At 64.3% G+C, this 15,676-nt stretch carries 15 protein-coding genes and 2 pseudogenes; 7 read left to right on the forward strand and 10 right to left on the reverse strand.

The genetic code is table 11. From position 1 onward, the window contains the following. The first annotated feature begins 103 nt into the window (after positions 1-103). The 4 genes from MXB90_RS14730 to MXB90_RS14745 all read left to right on the forward strand — a co-directional run bounded on the left by MXB90_RS14730 (position 104) and on the right by MXB90_RS14745 (position 4,154). Positions 104-1,831 carry a sensor histidine kinase gene (locus MXB90_RS14730; protein WP_250046148.1) on the forward strand — a complete coding sequence of 576 codons (1,728 nt, stop codon included), beginning with the start codon at positions 104-106 and terminating at the stop codon, positions 1,829-1,831. Then, the gene (locus tag MXB90_RS14735; protein WP_250046149.1) at positions 1,828-2,463 is read left to right on the forward strand and encodes a response regulator transcription factor; all 636 of its coding nucleotides are present in this window, start codon (positions 1,828-1,830) and stop codon (positions 2,461-2,463) included. Before MXB90_RS14730 ends, MXB90_RS14735 begins: the two co-directional genes overlap by 4 nt. Before the next feature lie 138 nt (positions 2,464-2,601). Beyond that, positions 2,602-2,826 (forward strand): metal-sensing transcriptional repressor, encoded by a 225-nt coding sequence (locus MXB90_RS14740; protein WP_250046150.1) that lies wholly within the window; start codon positions 2,602-2,604, stop codon positions 2,824-2,826. An 8-nt stretch (positions 2,827-2,834) separates the two neighbouring features. Further along, positions 2,835-4,154, forward strand: coding sequence for an MFS transporter (locus tag MXB90_RS14745; protein WP_250046151.1), 1,320 nt, complete (start codon positions 2,835-2,837; stop codon positions 4,152-4,154). 76 nt (positions 4,155-4,230) lie between these two features. Here the strand turns inward: MXB90_RS14745 and MXB90_RS14750 are convergent, their stop codons facing one another. The 10 genes and pseudogenes from MXB90_RS14750 to MXB90_RS14795 all read right to left on the reverse strand — a co-directional run. After that, positions 4,231-4,710, reverse strand: coding sequence for a DUF411 domain-containing protein (locus tag MXB90_RS14750; protein ID WP_250046152.1), 480 nt, complete (start codon positions 4,708-4,710; stop codon positions 4,231-4,233). A 38-nt stretch (positions 4,711-4,748) separates the two neighbouring features. Continuing rightward, the gene (locus MXB90_RS14755) at positions 4,749-7,082 is read right to left on the reverse strand and encodes a heavy metal translocating P-type ATPase (protein WP_250046162.1); all 2,334 of its coding nucleotides are present in this window, start codon (positions 7,080-7,082) and stop codon (positions 4,749-4,751) included. 210 nt (positions 7,083-7,292) lie between these two features. Further along, positions 7,293-7,886: pseudogene (locus MXB90_RS17820) on the reverse strand (TVP38/TMEM64 family protein); the annotation flags it as partial. Next, positions 7,834-8,220: a DUF302 domain-containing protein gene (locus tag MXB90_RS14765; RefSeq protein ID WP_250046153.1), complete on the reverse strand. Its 387-nt coding sequence runs from the start codon at positions 8,218-8,220 to the stop codon at positions 7,834-7,836. The pseudogene MXB90_RS17820 and the gene MXB90_RS14765, both read right to left, overlap by 53 nt. 16 nt (positions 8,221-8,236) lie before the next feature. Next, positions 8,237-8,401, reverse strand: coding sequence for a hypothetical protein (locus MXB90_RS14770; protein WP_250046154.1), 165 nt, complete (start codon positions 8,399-8,401; stop codon positions 8,237-8,239). A gap of 68 nt (positions 8,402-8,469) precedes the next feature. Continuing rightward, positions 8,470-9,978, reverse strand: a complete 1,509-nt coding sequence (locus MXB90_RS14775) for a multicopper oxidase family protein (protein WP_250046155.1) — start codon at positions 9,976-9,978, stop codon at positions 8,470-8,472. Positions 9,979-10,051: 73 nt separating this feature from the next. Continuing rightward, on the reverse strand, positions 10,052-10,402 hold the full coding sequence (locus tag MXB90_RS14780) for a hypothetical protein (protein ID WP_250046156.1): 351 nt from the start codon (positions 10,400-10,402) through the stop codon (positions 10,052-10,054). 132 nt (positions 10,403-10,534) lie between these two features. Continuing rightward, positions 10,535-10,756, reverse strand: a complete 222-nt coding sequence (locus tag MXB90_RS14785) for a hypothetical protein (RefSeq protein WP_250046157.1) — start codon at positions 10,754-10,756, stop codon at positions 10,535-10,537. A 290-nt stretch (positions 10,757-11,046) separates the two neighbouring features. Beyond that, on the reverse strand, positions 11,047-11,790 hold the full coding sequence (locus MXB90_RS14790; RefSeq protein ID WP_250046158.1) for a sulfite exporter TauE/SafE family protein: 744 nt from the start codon (positions 11,788-11,790) through the stop codon (positions 11,047-11,049). Positions 11,791-11,945: 155 nt separating this feature from the next. Continuing rightward, positions 11,946-12,274: pseudogene (locus tag MXB90_RS14795) on the reverse strand (transposase); the annotation flags it as partial. 674 nt (positions 12,275-12,948) lie between these two features. Here MXB90_RS14795 and MXB90_RS14800 point away from each other — a divergent pair. From MXB90_RS14800 to MXB90_RS14810, 3 genes are all read left to right on the forward strand, one after another. Continuing rightward, positions 12,949-14,082, forward strand: coding sequence for an HPP family protein (locus tag MXB90_RS14800; RefSeq protein ID WP_250046159.1), 1,134 nt, complete (start codon positions 12,949-12,951; stop codon positions 14,080-14,082). Positions 14,083-14,192: 110 nt separating this feature from the next. Next, complete coding sequence (locus tag MXB90_RS14805) at positions 14,193-14,792, forward strand: response regulator transcription factor (RefSeq protein WP_250046160.1); 600 nt, start codon at positions 14,193-14,195, stop codon at positions 14,790-14,792. 220 nt (positions 14,793-15,012) lie between these two features. After that, positions 15,013-15,390, forward strand: a complete 378-nt coding sequence (locus MXB90_RS14810) for a putative zinc-binding protein (protein WP_250046161.1) — start codon at positions 15,013-15,015, stop codon at positions 15,388-15,390. The last annotated feature ends 286 nt before the right edge of the window (positions 15,391-15,676 follow it).

The raw sequence follows: 15,676 nt of genomic DNA on the forward strand, positions 1-15,676 counted from the left end.
GTCCGCGCGCGCGGCGACGATTGTGCCTCCGCGCCGCTTGCGTCAGTGTCGCGTCATGATTTCGTCTCTCCTCCCTCGTCTCGGTCTTGTGCTCGCCCTCGGGTTGACGGTCAGTGCCGCCTCGGCGCGCGAGGTGCGGGTCGCGGTTCTGGCCTTTCAGGGTTCGGAACGCGCGTCGCAGGATTTCGCGCCGACCATCGCCGCGCTTAACGCGGCCTTGCCCGAGCATAGCTTCACCATGGTGCCTCTCGATCTCGCCGGGGTCGCTTCGGCGGTCGAAGAGCACTCCGTCGATTTCGTCATCACCAACCCGGGCGATTACGTCGTGCTGGAGGCCCGTAGCGGCGTGACTCGGCTAGCAACGATCGAAAGCCGCGATCATGCGGTGCCGACCGATACCGTGGGCTCGACCGTGATCGTGCGGGGGGGCGTGGATCATCCCACCGATTTCGACGACCTGCGCGGCGCCCATCTGGCGGTGGTGAGCCGGGGTGCCTTTGGCGGCTGGCAAGTGATCTGGCGCGAGATGTTTGAGGCCGGGGTCGACCCCGACGCGCTAAGCGAGATCGTCGAAACCGGCTATCCGATGGAGGGGGTGATAGAGGCGCTGCGCGAGGGGCGGGCCGACGCCGGGGTTTTGCGCGCCTGCATGCTGGAAAACCATATCGCGCAGGGTCTGATCGCGCCCGATGAATTCGCCGTGGTAGCCGAACGGCCGGAGCCCGGCTTTCCCTGCCGCGTGTCGTCGCGGCTCTACCCGGACTGGCCCTTCGCGCGGCTGGCCTCGACCGAGACGGATCTGGCCAAGGCCGTGACCGCGGCACTTTTGCAGATGCCGCCCTCGGACGGGCGCGCCTGGACCGCGCCGCAGGATTATACCACCGTTCACGCGCTTTTCCGTGACCTCAGGATCGGGCCTTATGCCTATCTCGCCCGTACCTCTGTCCTGGGTTATGTCCGCGCGCATTGGCACTGGTTCGCGCTGGCCTCCGTGGCAAGCCTCTGGTGGGTGATCCATGTTGCCCATGTCGAGACGCTGGTGCGCCGCCGCACGGCGGAACTTACCCGTGAGGTGGCTGAGCGCGAAAAGGCTGAACGCCGCGCGCAGATGCACCGTGAGGAGCGCGATCAGTTCTCACGTCTGGGCATTCTGGGTGAGATGGCCTCGTCGATCGCGCATGAGTTGAACCAACCGCTGGCTGCCATCGCGAATTACGCCGAGGGGATGACTCGTGCCATCGACCGGGGTAAGCCCGACACAGCCTTTCTGCGCGACGGCGCGCGGGGCATCGCAGGCCAAGCCGAGCGGGCGGGTGCGATCATCCGCCGGATCCGCGCCTTCATGCGCCGCCGCGCGGCGCATCGCGAACGGCTGGATCTGAACGTGGTGCTGCGCGAGGCGCTCGAATTCTTCCATGCGACGGCTGCGCGCAAGAACATTCCGCTGACCCTCAATCTGGAAGCGAACCTGCCGCGGGTCGTTGCCGACCGGATCGAGATCGAGCAGGTGCTGCTCAATCTGATGCAAAACGCGGTCGATGCGATGGCCCACAGTCTCGCGCCCGCACACGGCATCGTGCTCAGCACGTCCTCGGGCGACGGGGCAGTGACGGTGGCGGTGCGCGATCACGGCACCGGCCTCAGCGCCGAGGCGGAGGCGCATCTCTTCGACGCCTTCTACACCACCAAGGCGCAGGGGCTGGGCCTCGGGCTGCCGATCTGCCGCACCATCATCGAGGCGCATGGCGGGAGGCTTTCGGCCACTACCGAACCCGATGGCGGGCTTACGATGCGCTTTACTCTGCCCGCCGCCCCCGAGGAGCAATCATGACCGAAACGCGTGATCCCGCCAGCGTTGAGCCGCTCGTCCTGATCGTCGACGACGACGAGGCGATGCGCCGTTCGATGCGCTTTCTGTTCGCGTCGGTCGGGTTGGCATCAGAGGCCTATGACTCGGCTGATGCCTTCCTGGCCGCGCTGCCCGATCCGGCCGCGATGCGGCCAGGGGCGTTGGTCCTCGATGTGCGGATGCCGGGGATGAGCGGGCTCGAGTTGCAACGCCACTTGAGCCAGCACAACTTTCCCCTGCCGATCCTGATCGTGACCGGGCATGGTGACGTTCAGATGGCGGTCGAGGCGCTCAAGGCTGGGGCCTATGATTTCATCGAAAAGCCCTTCAAGGAGCAGCACCTGCTCGACATGGTCGAGGCGGGGCTAAGGCTCTCGCGCGAGCGGCTGGGGCGGGCGGCGCAGCGGCGCGGGATCGAGACGCGTCTGGGGCGTCTGTCGCCGCGCGAACGCGAGGTGCTTGAGGGCATTCTGGCGGGCAAGGCCAACAAGGTCATGGCGCAGGATCTGGACCTGTCGATCAAGACGATCGAGGTCTATCGCGCCTCGGTGATGAGTAAGATGGAGGTCACGTCGCTGGCCGAACTGGTGCGGATCGTAGCCTCGCTTGACTGATCTCGCGCGTCGGCAGAGGTGGGCGGTTACCTTTTCAGAGCCCTCGCCGCCCGCTGGTGGGGCCATCTTGTCTTATCCTGTGGGGAAGCATAGCGTCGCGCGAAGGCAAAGCCCGATGTTCAGGCAAGTCACCCCGCCTTGTTCGCGAGACTAAAACGGGCCGATAGGTACTTGCGTCCGGTCATTGACATGAACGAAGCGGTGGAACCCTGCCTTGCAATAACACATCAACTCTGCGCTAAGGAAAAGGCCTTGCTGAATGTCAGGCGGGCGCTGATCCGCGACCATATTGATCATGGCCTCAATACTGTGCATGCGCCCGTGGGCCGTGCAAAGGTCAAGACCCTCGTTCGTTACCGCTGAGGCCACGAATGCTCGAAATTCTTGCCGACCGCACATATCGCCATCTGTTCGCCGCGCAAGTCGTGGCACTTCTGGGAACCGGTCTTGCAACGGTCGCACTTGGGCTTCTGGCCTATGATTTGGCCGGCGACAAAGCCGCGATGGTGTTGGGGGCGGTCCTCTTCATCAAGATGGTCGCCTATGTGGGGATCGCGCCCATCGCGGGTGCCTTCGCCGAGCGGGTGAACCGGCGGGTGTTTCTGGTGGCGCTCGATCTGGTCCGCTCGGGCGTGGCGCTTTGCCTACCCTTCGTCACCGAGATTTGGCAGATCTATGTCCTGATCTTCTTGCTGCAATCGGCCTCGGCAGCCTTCACGCCGACATTTCAGGCGACAATCCCCGATGTTTTGCCCGATGAGGCGCGCTACACCCGCGCGCTGTCACTTTCGCGGCTGGCCTACGATCTTGAGAACATTGTCAGCCCGACGGTCGCTGCGCTCCTTCTGGCGGTGATGAGCTACAGTTCCCTGTTCCTCGGCACGGTGGCGGGCTTCGTCGCCTCGGCGCTGCTCGTGCTTTCGGTATTGTTGCCCAGCCCGAAGCCCTCGGCGCCACGTGGTGTCTATGACAGAACCACCCGCGGCATCCGTATCTACCTTGCGACACCGCGTCTGCGGGGTCTGTTGGCGCTGAACATGGCCGTCGCCGCGGCCGGCGCAATGGTGCTGGTCAACTCTGTCGTGTTGGTGCGCGGCGTTTTGGGACTGGACGCATCCGCGCTGGCCTGGACGCTGTTTGCCTTTGGCGCAGGGTCGATGATCGCCGCGTTGCTTCTGCCGCGGTTGCTGGACAGAGTGCCAGACCGCCCCGTGATGCTGGGCGGTGCCGCGCTGATGGTGTTGACGCTTCTGGTGCTGGCTGGTGAAATCGCCATGTTTGGTCTTGTCTGGCCGGTGCTGCTTGGCGCGTGGCTGTTCGTGGGGTTGGGGTATTCCTCCGTGCTGACGCCTTCGGGGCGGTTTTTGCGACGCTCTGCCCATGCCGAGGACCGGCCCGCAATCTTTGCCGCGCAGTTCGCGCTGAGCCACGCCTGCTGGCTGGTCACCTATCCACTGTCCGGCTGGCTGATGACACGGTTCGGCGCGGTCGTGACGCTTGGCATTCTGGCGGCACTTGCCGGTGCGGGCATTCTGGCAGCCTTGCGCCTCTGGCCCCCAGACGATCCCGCAACGATCGAACACACCCATGACAACCTCCCACTCGATCACCCGCATCTTCAGGGCAGGCGGCGGCATTCGCATCCGTTCGTGGTGGACGACGAGCATCCCCGCTGGTCGTCTCGTCTGTGATAGACTCGCGCGGCATATGTGCGCCGCCGTCCACCGCGCGGCTGTCGGGACAACTGCCTGATCTTACCCGCGATATTCAGGCTGCCTGATAGCTGGAAAAGGCAGCAGTCGTCCCGTCGTGGTGGATCAGATAGACGATATAGGCCTCACGTTCGGTTTCCGGGCCCATTCCTGGCGATCCATATGGCATGCCGGGCACAGCCAGGCCGATCGCGTCGGGGCGTTCAACCAGAAGACGGCGAATGTCTGCGGGTGGCACATGTCCCTCGATCAGGTAGTCTCCAACCTTCGCGGTATGGCACGAGGTCATCTCCTCCGGGATCCCGTTGTCCAGCTTGTAGCGCATCAGAAGCGTCCCGGCACTCGCCTCGCTGGTAACGGTGAAACCGTCATTCTCAAGGATCTCGATCCAGGCCGAGCAGCATCCGCAGTTTGGGTCTTTCATCACGTGGATCGCCGGTCCGGCGTCTTGCGCCAACGTAATCAGGGGCGATGCAGCCAAGAGTGCCGTCGCTCCGACGAGGATTGTTCGGCGACTAATCGTTTCATGGGTCATATGGTTTTCCTTTCTGGTAGGGGTGGTTTGCAGGCGAGTCAGAGATCGACCTGCCTCAGCCGCAGGGCGTTGGTTATGACCGAGACGGACGACAGGCTCATGGCGGCCGCCGCGATCATCGGTGACAGCAGAAGTCCGGTGATGGGGTAAAGCAGCCCGGCGGCGATGGGGACGCCAAGCGCGTTGTAGGCGAAGGCGAAGAACAGGTTCTGCTTGATGTTGCGCAGGGTGGCGCGGGCAAGTTTGCGCGCCCGAACGATACCCATCAGATCGCCACCCAGCAGGGTGATACCCGCACTTTCCATAGCCACATCCGCGCCAGTTCCCATCGCGATTCCGACATCGGCGGCGGCGAGCGCCGGGGCGTCGTTTACCCCATCGCCCGCCATTGCGATCTTATGGCCGTCGCGGCGCAGTTGCTCGATCAGGTTCTTCTTTGCCTCAGGCAGGATGCCTGCCCGCACTTCGTCGATCCCAAGCTTGCCTGCCACCGCACGCGCGGTGCGTTCATTGTCGCCCGTTGCCATGATCACCCGGAGTCCCTGCGCGTGCAGTTCCCGGATCGCCTGCGCCGTGCTGTCCTTGATCGGGTCGGCCACCGCCACGATTCCGGCCAGTGCCCCATCCACGGCGACGAACATCGCCGTCTTGCCGGCGGCGCGCAGCGTGTCGGCCTTCGCCTCGGCCGCCCCCGTGTCCAGACCCAGTTCTCGCATCATCGCGGCATTGCCGAGCGCGACGGCGCGTCCGTCAACCGTACCGCGCACGCCCTTGCCTGTGACGGCGTCGAAGTCCGTGGTCTCCTGACGCGGCACACCCTGGGCCTCTGCACCCTCTACGATGGCTTCGGCCAATGGATGCTCAGAGCCGCGCTCCAGGGCTGCGGCCAAGGACAGCAAGTCCGTTTCTGCCAAATCGCCGAATGCCACCGTATCGGACAGTTTTGGTTTTCCCATGGTCAGGGTGCCGGTCTTGTCGACGATCAGCGTATCGACGCCCGCCATGCGCTCCAGCGCCTCGGCGTCCTTGATCAGCACGCCCGCCTGCGCGCCGCGCCCTGCCGCCGTGGTGATGGAGATCGGTGTGGCAAGCCCAAGCGCGCAGGGGCAGGCAATGATCAGCACCGATACGGCAGAGGCGATGGCGAAGACCAGCGCGGGCTCGGGGCCGAAGATCAGCCAGACGAAGAAAGCGACGATGGCGATGCACACAACGGTCGGCACGAATACAGCCGACACCCGGTCGGCCAGCCCCTGGATCGGCGCGCGCGACCGCCGCGCGTTCGACACCATCGCGACGATCTGCGCCAGCACGGTATCGGACCCGACCTTGCCGGCCTCGATCACCAGAGAGCCGTTCTTGTTGATGGTGGCGCCGGTCACTGCGTCACCTGGACCCTTCTCCACCGGCATCGACTCGCCGGTCAGCATGCTTTCGTCCAGCGAGGATCGGCCCTCGATTACCGTCCCGTCGACGGGAACAGCATCGCCCGGGCGCACGCGAAGCCGATCGCCTTCCAGGATGTTTTCCAGCGGCGCATCATATTCGCTGCCATCGGGAAGGATACGCCGCGCGGTCTTGGGCGCCAGACCCAGAAGTGCCCGGATTGCATCGCCCGTTCGTTCGCGCGCGCGCAATTCTAGAACCTGCCCCACGAAAACCAGCGCGACGATCACGACGGCCGCCTCGAAGTAGGTCCCGACGCCGTGGCCCATCCTGTATTGTTCGGGAAAGACACCGGGCAGGAACGTGGCGACGATCGAATAGAGCCAGGCCGCCGATACGCCCAGGCTGATCAGTGTCCACATGTTGGGTGATTTGTTCACCACCGAGTCCCAGCCGCGCCGGAAGAAGGGCAGGGCCGCCCAAAGAATGATCGGCGTTGCCAGCACGAACTCAAGATAGCTGGCGGTCCGGTGTCCGATCCAATCGCGTACCGGCAAGGCCACCAATTCGCCCATGGACAGCACGATAAGTGGCACCGCGGCCGCGACCGAGATCCACATCCGCCGCGTGAAGTCCGTCAGCTCCTCGCTCGGCGCGTCCGAAGGCAGCATCGGTTCCAGCGCCATCCCGCAGATCGGGCAGCTTCCCGGCGCATCCCGAATAATCTCGGGGTGCATGGGGCAGGTGTATTGGACGTTGGCCGCAGCTGCGGTTTTCCGCCCTGCGGCGCGGCCAGAGGCATAGAACCAGGGGTCTGCCTGGAATTTCGCCCGGCACTTCTCCGAGCAGAAATGAAAGGTCTCGTCGCCGAATTCCGCGTGACGGCCGTCGGCCGTGACGGCAACGGTCATCCCGCAGACAGGGTCCTTTGCCGTCTCAACGCCTGCGGGAACGTCGGGGGTGTCGCGATGATGATTGTGCTCCATGTTCTGCCAACCTTTCGATATCTCGTTGCAGCTTGCGGTCTGAAGCGGTTGGAGGCGCAAGCCATTTGACTGGTGGCAAGAAGAGCCTTTTTCAGGCTTCTTCCGCATCGCCACCCAGAGCAGCGGCAATCCTGTCACGCATCCCAGGCCGAGCACTGCCCATGTTGCCCGGCCCAGATCCCCGCTCACGGTTTCGCCGCCAAAATGGGCGAGCAGGAAGCTTGCTGGAATTATGCCAGCCAGCGTTGCCAGCGCGAACCGCCACGCATGCAGGCGGCTGAGCCCGGCGGCGTAGCTGATCATGTCGAAGGACATGAAGGGCATCAGCCGACTGGCAAACACCGTCGCCGTCAAGGCAGTTTGCGACCCGAGAAGCCCGGCATCGACGCGGTCACCCAACAGCCGACGCAAGACGTCGCGTCCCAGGATCCGCGCCAGCCCGAACGCGACCAGCGCGCCAAGTTCGGCACCGATCACGACCTGGACCGTTCCCCAAACGTGTCCATAGGCCGCGCCGGCCGCAAGTGCGATCGGCGCGCTGGGAATTGGGCTGGCCACGACAGCGACGGTCATGAGCGTGACGATCAGGACCGGCCCCCAGAGACCCGCGCGCGTGACCAGCATCTCCAGGCGTTCACCGTCCAGCAGACCACCGGCCTCGGTGAACACCGAAGGCGTCACCAACCAGGCACCGATCAGGCCGATCCCGAGGATCGCCAGACCTGCGAGGATGCCGGCGCGCAGGCGCATCTCAGACCGCCGCGACAGCCTTCGACAGAAGGTCGCGAACCTGGCCTGCGACATCCTTCAGCGCGGCGTTGTCGATCGCCTGCATTGACGCCACCGGGTCTATCGCACTGACCTCCACGCCTCCCTCGACCTCGCGCAGGATGACGTTGCAGGGCAGCATCGTGCCGACCCGCGGCTCGAACCCGATCGCCTGATACGCCATCTTGGGATTGCAGGCGCCGAGGATGCGATATCCCGGCATCTCGACATCGAGCTTCGTCTTCATCGTCGCCTTGACGTCGATTTCGGTGAGAACGCCGAAGCCATGGTCCGCCAGCGCCTTTCGCGCGCGTGCGTCGACGTCGTCGATGCCAACGTCGGGGATCATTCGATTGATCGTGTAGGTCATTGCGATGTCCTTTCCATCATTTCCGAAGATACTTGATCAGAGCCGCGATCGCCAAAATCACGAGCACCAGGATCAGCAAGCCGAACAGCCAGCCAAAGCCCATGCCGAACCCCATTCCATTCCAGTTCATCGTCTCATCCTCCTGATTTTCGCCTTGGCGCGCGCTTGGCGACCAGCCCATGCGTCAACATCAGGCCGGCCCGTTCAGGGCGGGGGTCGGGGCGTCCCGATTGAACGCCCCGACCCATGTCAGACCGAAGCCGTGACTGCGAATTCGGTCATCATGCCGGTCGCCAGATGCGGCATGTGATGGCAATGCAGCATCCAGCGCGCGGCTTCGCCGGCGTCGAGCGCCACATCGACCATCGACATCGGCGGCACGTAGACCGTGTCGCGCAGCGCGCCGGCAATGCGGCGTCCGTTCAGGCCGACGACCTGGAACACATGACCGTGCAGATGCATCGGGTGCCCCATCATCGACATGTTGTGAAACGACAGCACAACCCGCTCGCCGCTGCGCGCGGTCACGGGTTGATGCTGGCCCCAGACCGCACCGTTAATCGTCCAGACGTAGGGCTGCATCGTGCCGCCCAGCATCAGCATCTGGCTGCGGTCCACCGGCCGGTCGGGCAGGGCGTCGCGCGCGATCAGCCTCGATTCCTGCGCAAGATCGGTGTCGAAGGCGGGCGCCGCGACCGGGGCCATGGTGTCGATGCGTCGAACCTCGGCCCCTTGTGTGGCCAGGATCAGGCCTGTGCGTTCTGGCGCGCCTTCGCGCAGGGCAAGGATCGGCCAGGCGCCCCCCTCGGTCGGCAGGTCGATTTCAAGATCGAGGCGCTGGCCCATCGCCAGGCCGAACCGGCTGCCTGCGACCGGCTGGACGGCGTGCCCATCTACGGCCACAAGCCTGGCCGGGGCCGCCCCGGTGTCTATCCAGAATACCGTCGCCGCGGCGGCGTTGATCACCCGCAGCCGAACGCGCCCCCCGCGCTCGACCTGCACCACCTCGGGGTCCGACAGTGTCCTGTCGTTGGCGAGGTAGGCGTCCCAGTCATGGTCGTTCAGATCCATGGCCATTGCGCCCATGCCCATCATCCCGCCCATTCCCGGCATGTTGCCCATGGGCATGCCGCCCATCGCGCCATGGTCCATGCCCTGCATGGGGGGGACGGCGGGCCCTGCGCCGTGGCCCGCGTGCGCACCGTGGCCTGCGCCGCCATGGCCGCCGCTGATCTCGGCCAGAACCTCCTCGGGTGACTTGAAAGAAAAGTCATGCAGGAACATCACGACTTCTTGCCGATCGGCGGCCAGATCCTCGTCTGACCGGACGATCAGCGGCGCGGCAAGCAGCCGCATTTCCTGGATCGGCACATGGCTGTGCATCCAATGCGTGCCCGGGCGGGCCTTGAAATCGTAGGATCGCGTCTCGCCCGGCGCAAGCAGCGGCATGGGCATGTCTGGCACGCCGTCCTGCGCGTTGGGCGGGATCTGCCCGTGCCAGTGGATGATTGTGCCGACGTCCAGATCGTTGGTCAGGTCGACCCGGAACCTTTGCCCGGGGTCAAGGATCAGCCCCTGGCCACGGGGACCGGCAAGACCGAAGACCGTGGCCGCGCGACCGTCGATATCGAGCGTGCGGGTTGCGGCAGACAGGGAAATCGGCGGCGTAGATTGCGCCAGTGCGGCGCGCGGCAGATGCGCTGCGGCAACCGCCGCCGCGCTTGCGGCCAGAAAACCGCGTCGGGAAAGGGTGTTCATTGTCGTCTCCTCGGGACATGCCGTCCCGTCCATCAAGGCCGATAGGGCGCCGTGGGCCCTGGCCCCGGCGCGATCAGAGGAGACGGAATTGCGGAGGTCGTTCGGTCAACCCAGGGGCGCGACCGACGTGGCTTGTGTCCGGGGGAAAGTCATGAATGGTCCCCGCAAGTCCGCGTCCGGCGGTCGTGCCCGGTGAAATCAGCACGGCCGTCAGGCCCACGCAGACCAATTCGCACATCGTGTCATCGACCGCGCCGCAGGGTGCATCGTGATCACATGGCATTGCGGACAAACCATGGGCCATCTCGCCGCCATGCATCGCATGCCCGGCCCCGGCGGTCATGCGCAGCGCATGTGCGGCAGTCACCGTCGTCACAACGACGATCGCGAGCATGGCAAGCAAGGTGACGAGACGGGCCAACATGCTGAAACGTTAGGCGCGGTTCCGCACAATGTCCATTCCTGTGTCCGGCATGCGGATGGTTGGGCTTCACTTCACCGTGAAATTGTTCGCTTGTGGAGCGATCAGCGGGGGGTGGCCCTGGCGGCCCAAGATTTACCGATCCAGCCGCGCCCAGGCCCTTACGAAGCGATGCTTGATCCGGTCAAGCGTGTCGCGCGCATGGACGCCGCGATAGATGCGCATCAGCCGGTCAATCGCATCCGGAAAGTTTTCGTCGGGTATGTGGGTGACGGCGAGCCAGTCGAGAAGATCCTCGACGGTCGGGATGATCGGGTTCTCGCCGCTAGTGTGCGGGGGGACAGAATTGTTGCGCATGGTTTGCGTTCCGTAATGCAGTCACGCCGCCAAGCTGACGACAGTCTGTGCAACGTTCAGTCGGGTGGGAGGTTCCTGCAGGAGGTATCACAGTTGAGGGAGCGAAAATTTCAGGGTGGCGGTGGCGTGAGATTGACCAATAGTCTGAAACTCACCTCGGCGCTTAAAAACCGCCGCGCTGAGGCTCATGGATCCGAAGGGATTGGGGAAAAATGTGTTGCTGATCGATCGAGGATGCGCGTTTCACGGAACGGTATCATCCGCAACATGCCTCTGGTCCGTCGCCAGGGTCAGAGGACGAAGAAGGCGAGGGTCATGGCGATGCCAACAGCGACAATCAGGTGACGCAGCATCGTGGTATTTCGGATGCGTCGTGAATACCGGCCGCCCAAATACCCGCCGACGGCCGTAGAGATGGCGAGCAGAAGGGCGGCGTCCCAGGCTATCAGCCCTGCGGTCGCGTAGGCGAGCGCAGATACAGCGGCAAGAATTGTGGAGAGTGCGGTCTTCATGCCGTTCATGCCATGCAGGTCCACGAACCCCATCAGCCCGAACACGGCCAGCAGTAGGATGCCGAGGCCACCGTTGAAATAGCCGCCATAGACGGACACGAGGATAAGGATAACGGCGGATGAGGCCGCGCCAAGCTGTCCGCTGCGTCCAAGGGCCGGGATCAGGCGCGGGCCGATCGCGAAGAGCACGGTGGCGACCAGCAAGAGCCAGGGCACGACGCCCGCAAAGACCTTGCCAGGTGTGATCATCAGCAGTCCCGCGCCGACAAGCCCACCCAGCGCAGCGAGAACGGACATCGTTCCCAGTCCGAGGGTGCCTTCCGAGTTCATGTCGTGTCGAAATGCCCAGGTGCTGCTTGCGTAGCCGGGCAAGGCCGAGAGGGTCGCCGTAGCATTGGCCATGACGGGAGGAACCCCGAGCCAGACCAGGGCCGGAAACGAGATGAACGTGCCACCGCCTGCCACGGCATTCAGTGCGCCCGCGGCAAGGCCCGCGAAGGTTATCACCAGAAATGAAATCATCGGTCACTCGGCGTTGGAATCTGTCTGTCTCCTTCTGGACCAGGTGATGATGGGTCTGCAAATTGGTTCGCAGGACGTTGTGCGATGAAACAGTCCCAAGTTCTGACGCTTCTGCGTCGGATTGTGCAGCAGCATGCCCCGATCGCGTCGAGACGCCCGGGGACATTGGCCACCTGGATCACGGCGACGAGGGTGCCTTCTCGTCCGTTCGGCGGGGTTCCCGGAGGCTGGGAAAATAGCTGTCCTCCCGGAACTTCGAGATGTCCAGCGCGATCCGCCCCGCTCGGGTATCCCAATCGCGGTCTCGATCTCCGTTGCGCGGGATCTCCCGCATCGGCGTTTGCACGCCTCAGGCCGCGCCGGTCCGCGCCTCCACCTCAGCTCCCGTGATCCGCTCAGCCGCGAAGACCAGCCTCCCGCGGACAAGATCGCCGTCAGCCTGCTTCTCAACACGCACGATCCGTGCCAGTCTCTCTTCGGTCATCGTCTTCTCCGGTTCAGGTCCAAGGTCTCGCAAACCGAGCCTTGTCCAAAGATCGGCGATGACCGCCGGAGCGTCACCCAAGGCTGTGCGCGCAGCCTCCACACCACCCGGGTCACTGCCTCGCGCCGATACCTAACTTCATCGATGTTTGCCGCGGCTGCAGTGCGGGCAAAAGCGTAGCTCGGACGGCGTAAATGCCCCGTGCAACGGACGCGCGCGCATTGCCTTCAACGCGGTGGTCCCCGACTTGGCACCGGAAAAAAGACCCGCTGCCCGTGTGGCCTGATGATTGGAGGGCAAGCGTTCTGATCTGCGCATGGTTTTGGGCAAGAATTCGTGCAACGCGTTCTCTGGTTGACAAATGTCCTATCCCTACAGGCCTTCTGGCGGTGGCGTTGCCTTGCATTATTGATAATTATCAACCAAAGAGCCCAGTGGGCCCGTGGCGCAGGCGGCATCAATACCCTGCAGGTTTTACCGCGGCAGGCTGACGCATTTGCGGTTCGGCTGCGCGACTGGCCTGAAACTGGGATTGCTTGGTGGTCATGACAGAGAAACAGAACTGGGTGAGACCCGTTCCGAAGGCCCCGGAGGGTCTACCATCCGCCCGTCAGGCCCCGCAGCCCAGGCACCCGTTGCTCGGCCGACGCATCCTGCGCGGGGTAGGGCCGGCGATGGCGTCGCCACGCCCGGCCGAGGCACTGCGCGCGGCGATCGGTGCCGGTCTTGCCCTGATCCTGTGCGGCCTTCTTCTGATCGCAGCGCAAGACGCTGTCGGAACAGGCGGCGGATTTTTGTTGATCGCCCCGCTTGGCGCGACGGCTTTCCTGCTGTTCGCGGTCCCGAATTCACCACTTGCACAGCCGTGGTCGGCCATCATTGGCAACACCGTCTCGGCGGTTGTTGCGGTGACCGTTCTGCAGATCGGTGTTCCCCCCGTGTTGGCGGCGGGGCTTGCGGTTGGGGGGGCGATGGCGGCAATGGCGCTCTTGCGCGCGCTGCATCCGCCGGGGGCTGCGGTCGCGTTGGCGACGATTCTGGGCGCGTCGATGGATGGCGTGCCGGGCTATGACTTCGTTTTCGCGCCAGTCCTGCTGGACACGGTCGCGCTGGTGCTGATGGCGGTGGTCTACAACCGCGTGACAGGTCGGCACTATCCCTTTCGCCAACCCGCCGAGGCCGGGCCACATCAGACGGCGGATCCCGCCCCGGAGCGCCGGCTGGGATTGACGCCGGGGGAGCTCTCCGACGTGCTTGCCCGCTTCAACATGAGCGCGAACATTGGCGCCGAGGATTTCGGGCGGGTTCTGGCTGCGGCAGAGGCAGAGGCGGCCCGGCGCCACTTTGACGATCTGACCTGCGCGGCGGTGATGTCGCGCGATCTGGTGACGGTTACGCCGGATGCTCGGCTTCGGCTTGTGGCGGATCTGTTCCAGCGGCACGATTTCAAGACCTTGCCTGTTGTCACCGCCGACGGGCGGCTGGCCGGGATCATCACGCAAAACGACCTTATCCAGCGCGCGCGGCGCGCGGCCCTTGGCGCAAGCTTCGCGGACTCCTTGGGTCGGGTTCTGGGTGCGGCGCGCAGTGGCGGGCTGCGGGCACGTGACATCATGCGCCAAGACCTGCCCATTGTTGCCCCGGGGGACGGTGTCGGCGTGTTGGTCCAGCTGCTTGCCGATGGCGGGGTCCAGGCCGCACCGGTGATTGAGGCAGACCGACTGGTTGGCATCGTGACCCGGTCCGATCTGATCGCAGTCCTGGCGCGCCAGACCCTTCTGGCAACGGCCATCGCCCGTGCCGCCTGACCTTCGCCCGAAAGCAGCCCCCGCACCATGTCCGGCAGATCCCGTTTCCGATTGTCTACCCTGACCAAACGCGCGCCCAGCCGAACCGAGTGCCATGGGGGCACCGATTGATGCACATCCTGATCGCAGATGCCGAAGTGCTGGTGCGCGAAGTGATTGCAGATTTCATCGAGCGGCGTGCGGGCGGGCGCGTTGCACAGGCTACCACGCTTCAGGAGGCCCTGGATGCCGCCAGAACCTCCGGCCCGTTTGACCTGATCCTGCGGGAATACAAGCTGGTGGGCATGAATGGCCTGCGCCGGATGCTCACGTCCAGCCGGGGCCGCCCGGTCGCGCTTCTGTCAGCGAATATTCCCCGGCCGATCGTGTCCCAGGCTCTGGTCCTGCGCGCAGCGGGCTACGTCCCCAAGACTCTGTCCGGATCGACCTTCCTGAATGTGATCCGCTTTCTGATGCTGGGCGAGAGGTTCATCCCCCACGACTTGATCCATGAGCCAGAGCAGAATGATGACCCTGGATCGATCCATGACCGGATCGAGATTGAGGTGCTGCGCCGGATTTGTGAAGGCAAGACCAACCGCAAGATCAGCGTGGAATTGGGCATCCCCGACCACGCGGTCAAAGTTCATCTGAAAACGATATTCGCAAAGCTTGATGTCACGAATCGCACCGCTGCGGCCATCGCCGCGCGGGACCTTGGGCTGGTATGACGCAAGGCTATCGGGCGCGTAAGCCTGCCGTCCGGTGTGGTTCGTGTCCCAGGCTGATCCCTGTCAACGCGACGATCGCCGTTCATCTTGATTAATATCAATGCATCGGCCGCGCGCGCGACGCAGGCTGTTGTCCGTAACGTTCACGGTAATCCGCGACGGCGAGTGATCGGCATCTCGGATTGAGTGAACCACCAGTTCGCCAGGAGAAGGCCCGCGCATGTCAGCCCGTTCCGATCTTCCCCTCGTCTATTCCTGTTCGGGCTGCTCCAGCGCCGCGCAAATGGCAAACCACCTGGCCATAGCGCTGGATCGGCGCGGGCTGGCCGAAATGTCCTGCATCGCGGGCGTGGGGGGCAATGTGCCGAAGCTGGTCCGGGTAGCAAAGTCGGGGCGCCGCATCATCGGCATTGATGGCTGCGCCCTTGCCTGTGTGCGCCAGTGTCTGGCGCGTCACGGAGTTGAGCCGTCAGACTATCATCTGTTGTCCGACCACGGCATTCGAAAACGCTACAAGACGGATTTCGATCCGGAAGAGGCCACCTACGTGCTGGAGCGGATCGCGGCCGATCTTCGCAGTGTCGCCGCAGCCGAATAGGGGCGACCGTGGCCGTCAGAGCATCTGGCACCCGGGCGTGGCTCGCATCAGGGCCGTTTCGGCCGCGCTCATCTCGGCCTCGACCCCATCGAACAGCGGGGTCGAAAGATAGCGCTTCTCTGGTTGCCGCCCGTAGTGCAAGAAGTTTTTGAACCTTTTGGCGCATGATCGAATGCGGTCTTCTGTAAGGCCTCGAGATGCGGCATTTTCAGAAGCCGCGGGCCGGGATGGTGATCAGCGGATCAGGTCCAAATCTCGACGGCTTGCTTACTGCACTGAGCGCTAC

This window comes from Phaeovulum molybdatiresistens (genome assembly GCF_023544865.1).
In the GTDB taxonomy this organism is placed as follows: domain Bacteria; phylum Pseudomonadota; class Alphaproteobacteria; order Rhodobacterales; family Rhodobacteraceae; genus Pontitalea.

Bases quoted from the DNA above. Each gene is read 5' to 3' on its own strand.
- MXB90_RS14780 (WP_250046156.1), bottom strand. From the start codon at position 10,402: ATGTTGGCCCGTCTCGTCACCTTGCTTGCCATGCTCGCGATCGTCGTT.
- MXB90_RS14735 (WP_250046149.1), top strand. From the start codon at position 1,828: ATGACCGAAACGCGTGATCCCGCCAGCGTTGAGCCGCTCGTCCTGATC.
- MXB90_RS14770 (WP_250046154.1), bottom strand. From the start codon at position 8,401: ATGGGCTGGTCGCCAAGCGCGCGCCAAGGCGAAAATCAGGAGGATGAG.
- MXB90_RS14745 (WP_250046151.1), top strand. From the start codon at position 2,835: ATGCTCGAAATTCTTGCCGACCGCACATATCGCCATCTGTTCGCCGCG.
- MXB90_RS14785 (WP_250046157.1), bottom strand. From the start codon at position 10,756: ATGCGCAACAATTCTGTCCCCCCGCACACTAGCGGCGAGAACCCGATC.
- MXB90_RS14800 (WP_250046159.1), top strand. From the start codon at position 12,949: ATGGCGTCGCCACGCCCGGCCGAGGCACTGCGCGCGGCGATCGGTGCC.
- MXB90_RS14805 (WP_250046160.1), top strand. From the start codon at position 14,193: ATGCACATCCTGATCGCAGATGCCGAAGTGCTGGTGCGCGAAGTGATT.
- MXB90_RS14765 (WP_250046153.1), bottom strand. From the start codon at position 8,220: ATGACCTACACGATCAATCGAATGATCCCCGACGTTGGCATCGACGAC.
- MXB90_RS14775 (WP_250046155.1), bottom strand. From the start codon at position 9,978: ATGAACACCCTTTCCCGACGCGGTTTTCTGGCCGCAAGCGCGGCGGCG.
- MXB90_RS14755 (WP_250046162.1), bottom strand. From the start codon at position 7,082: ATGGAGCACAATCATCATCGCGACACCCCCGACGTTCCCGCAGGCGTT.
- MXB90_RS14810 (WP_250046161.1), top strand. From the start codon at position 15,013: ATGTCAGCCCGTTCCGATCTTCCCCTCGTCTATTCCTGTTCGGGCTGC.
- MXB90_RS14790 (WP_250046158.1), bottom strand. From the start codon at position 11,790: ATGATTTCATTTCTGGTGATAACCTTCGCGGGCCTTGCCGCGGGCGCA.
- MXB90_RS14750 (WP_250046152.1), bottom strand. From the start codon at position 4,710: ATGACCCATGAAACGATTAGTCGCCGAACAATCCTCGTCGGAGCGACG.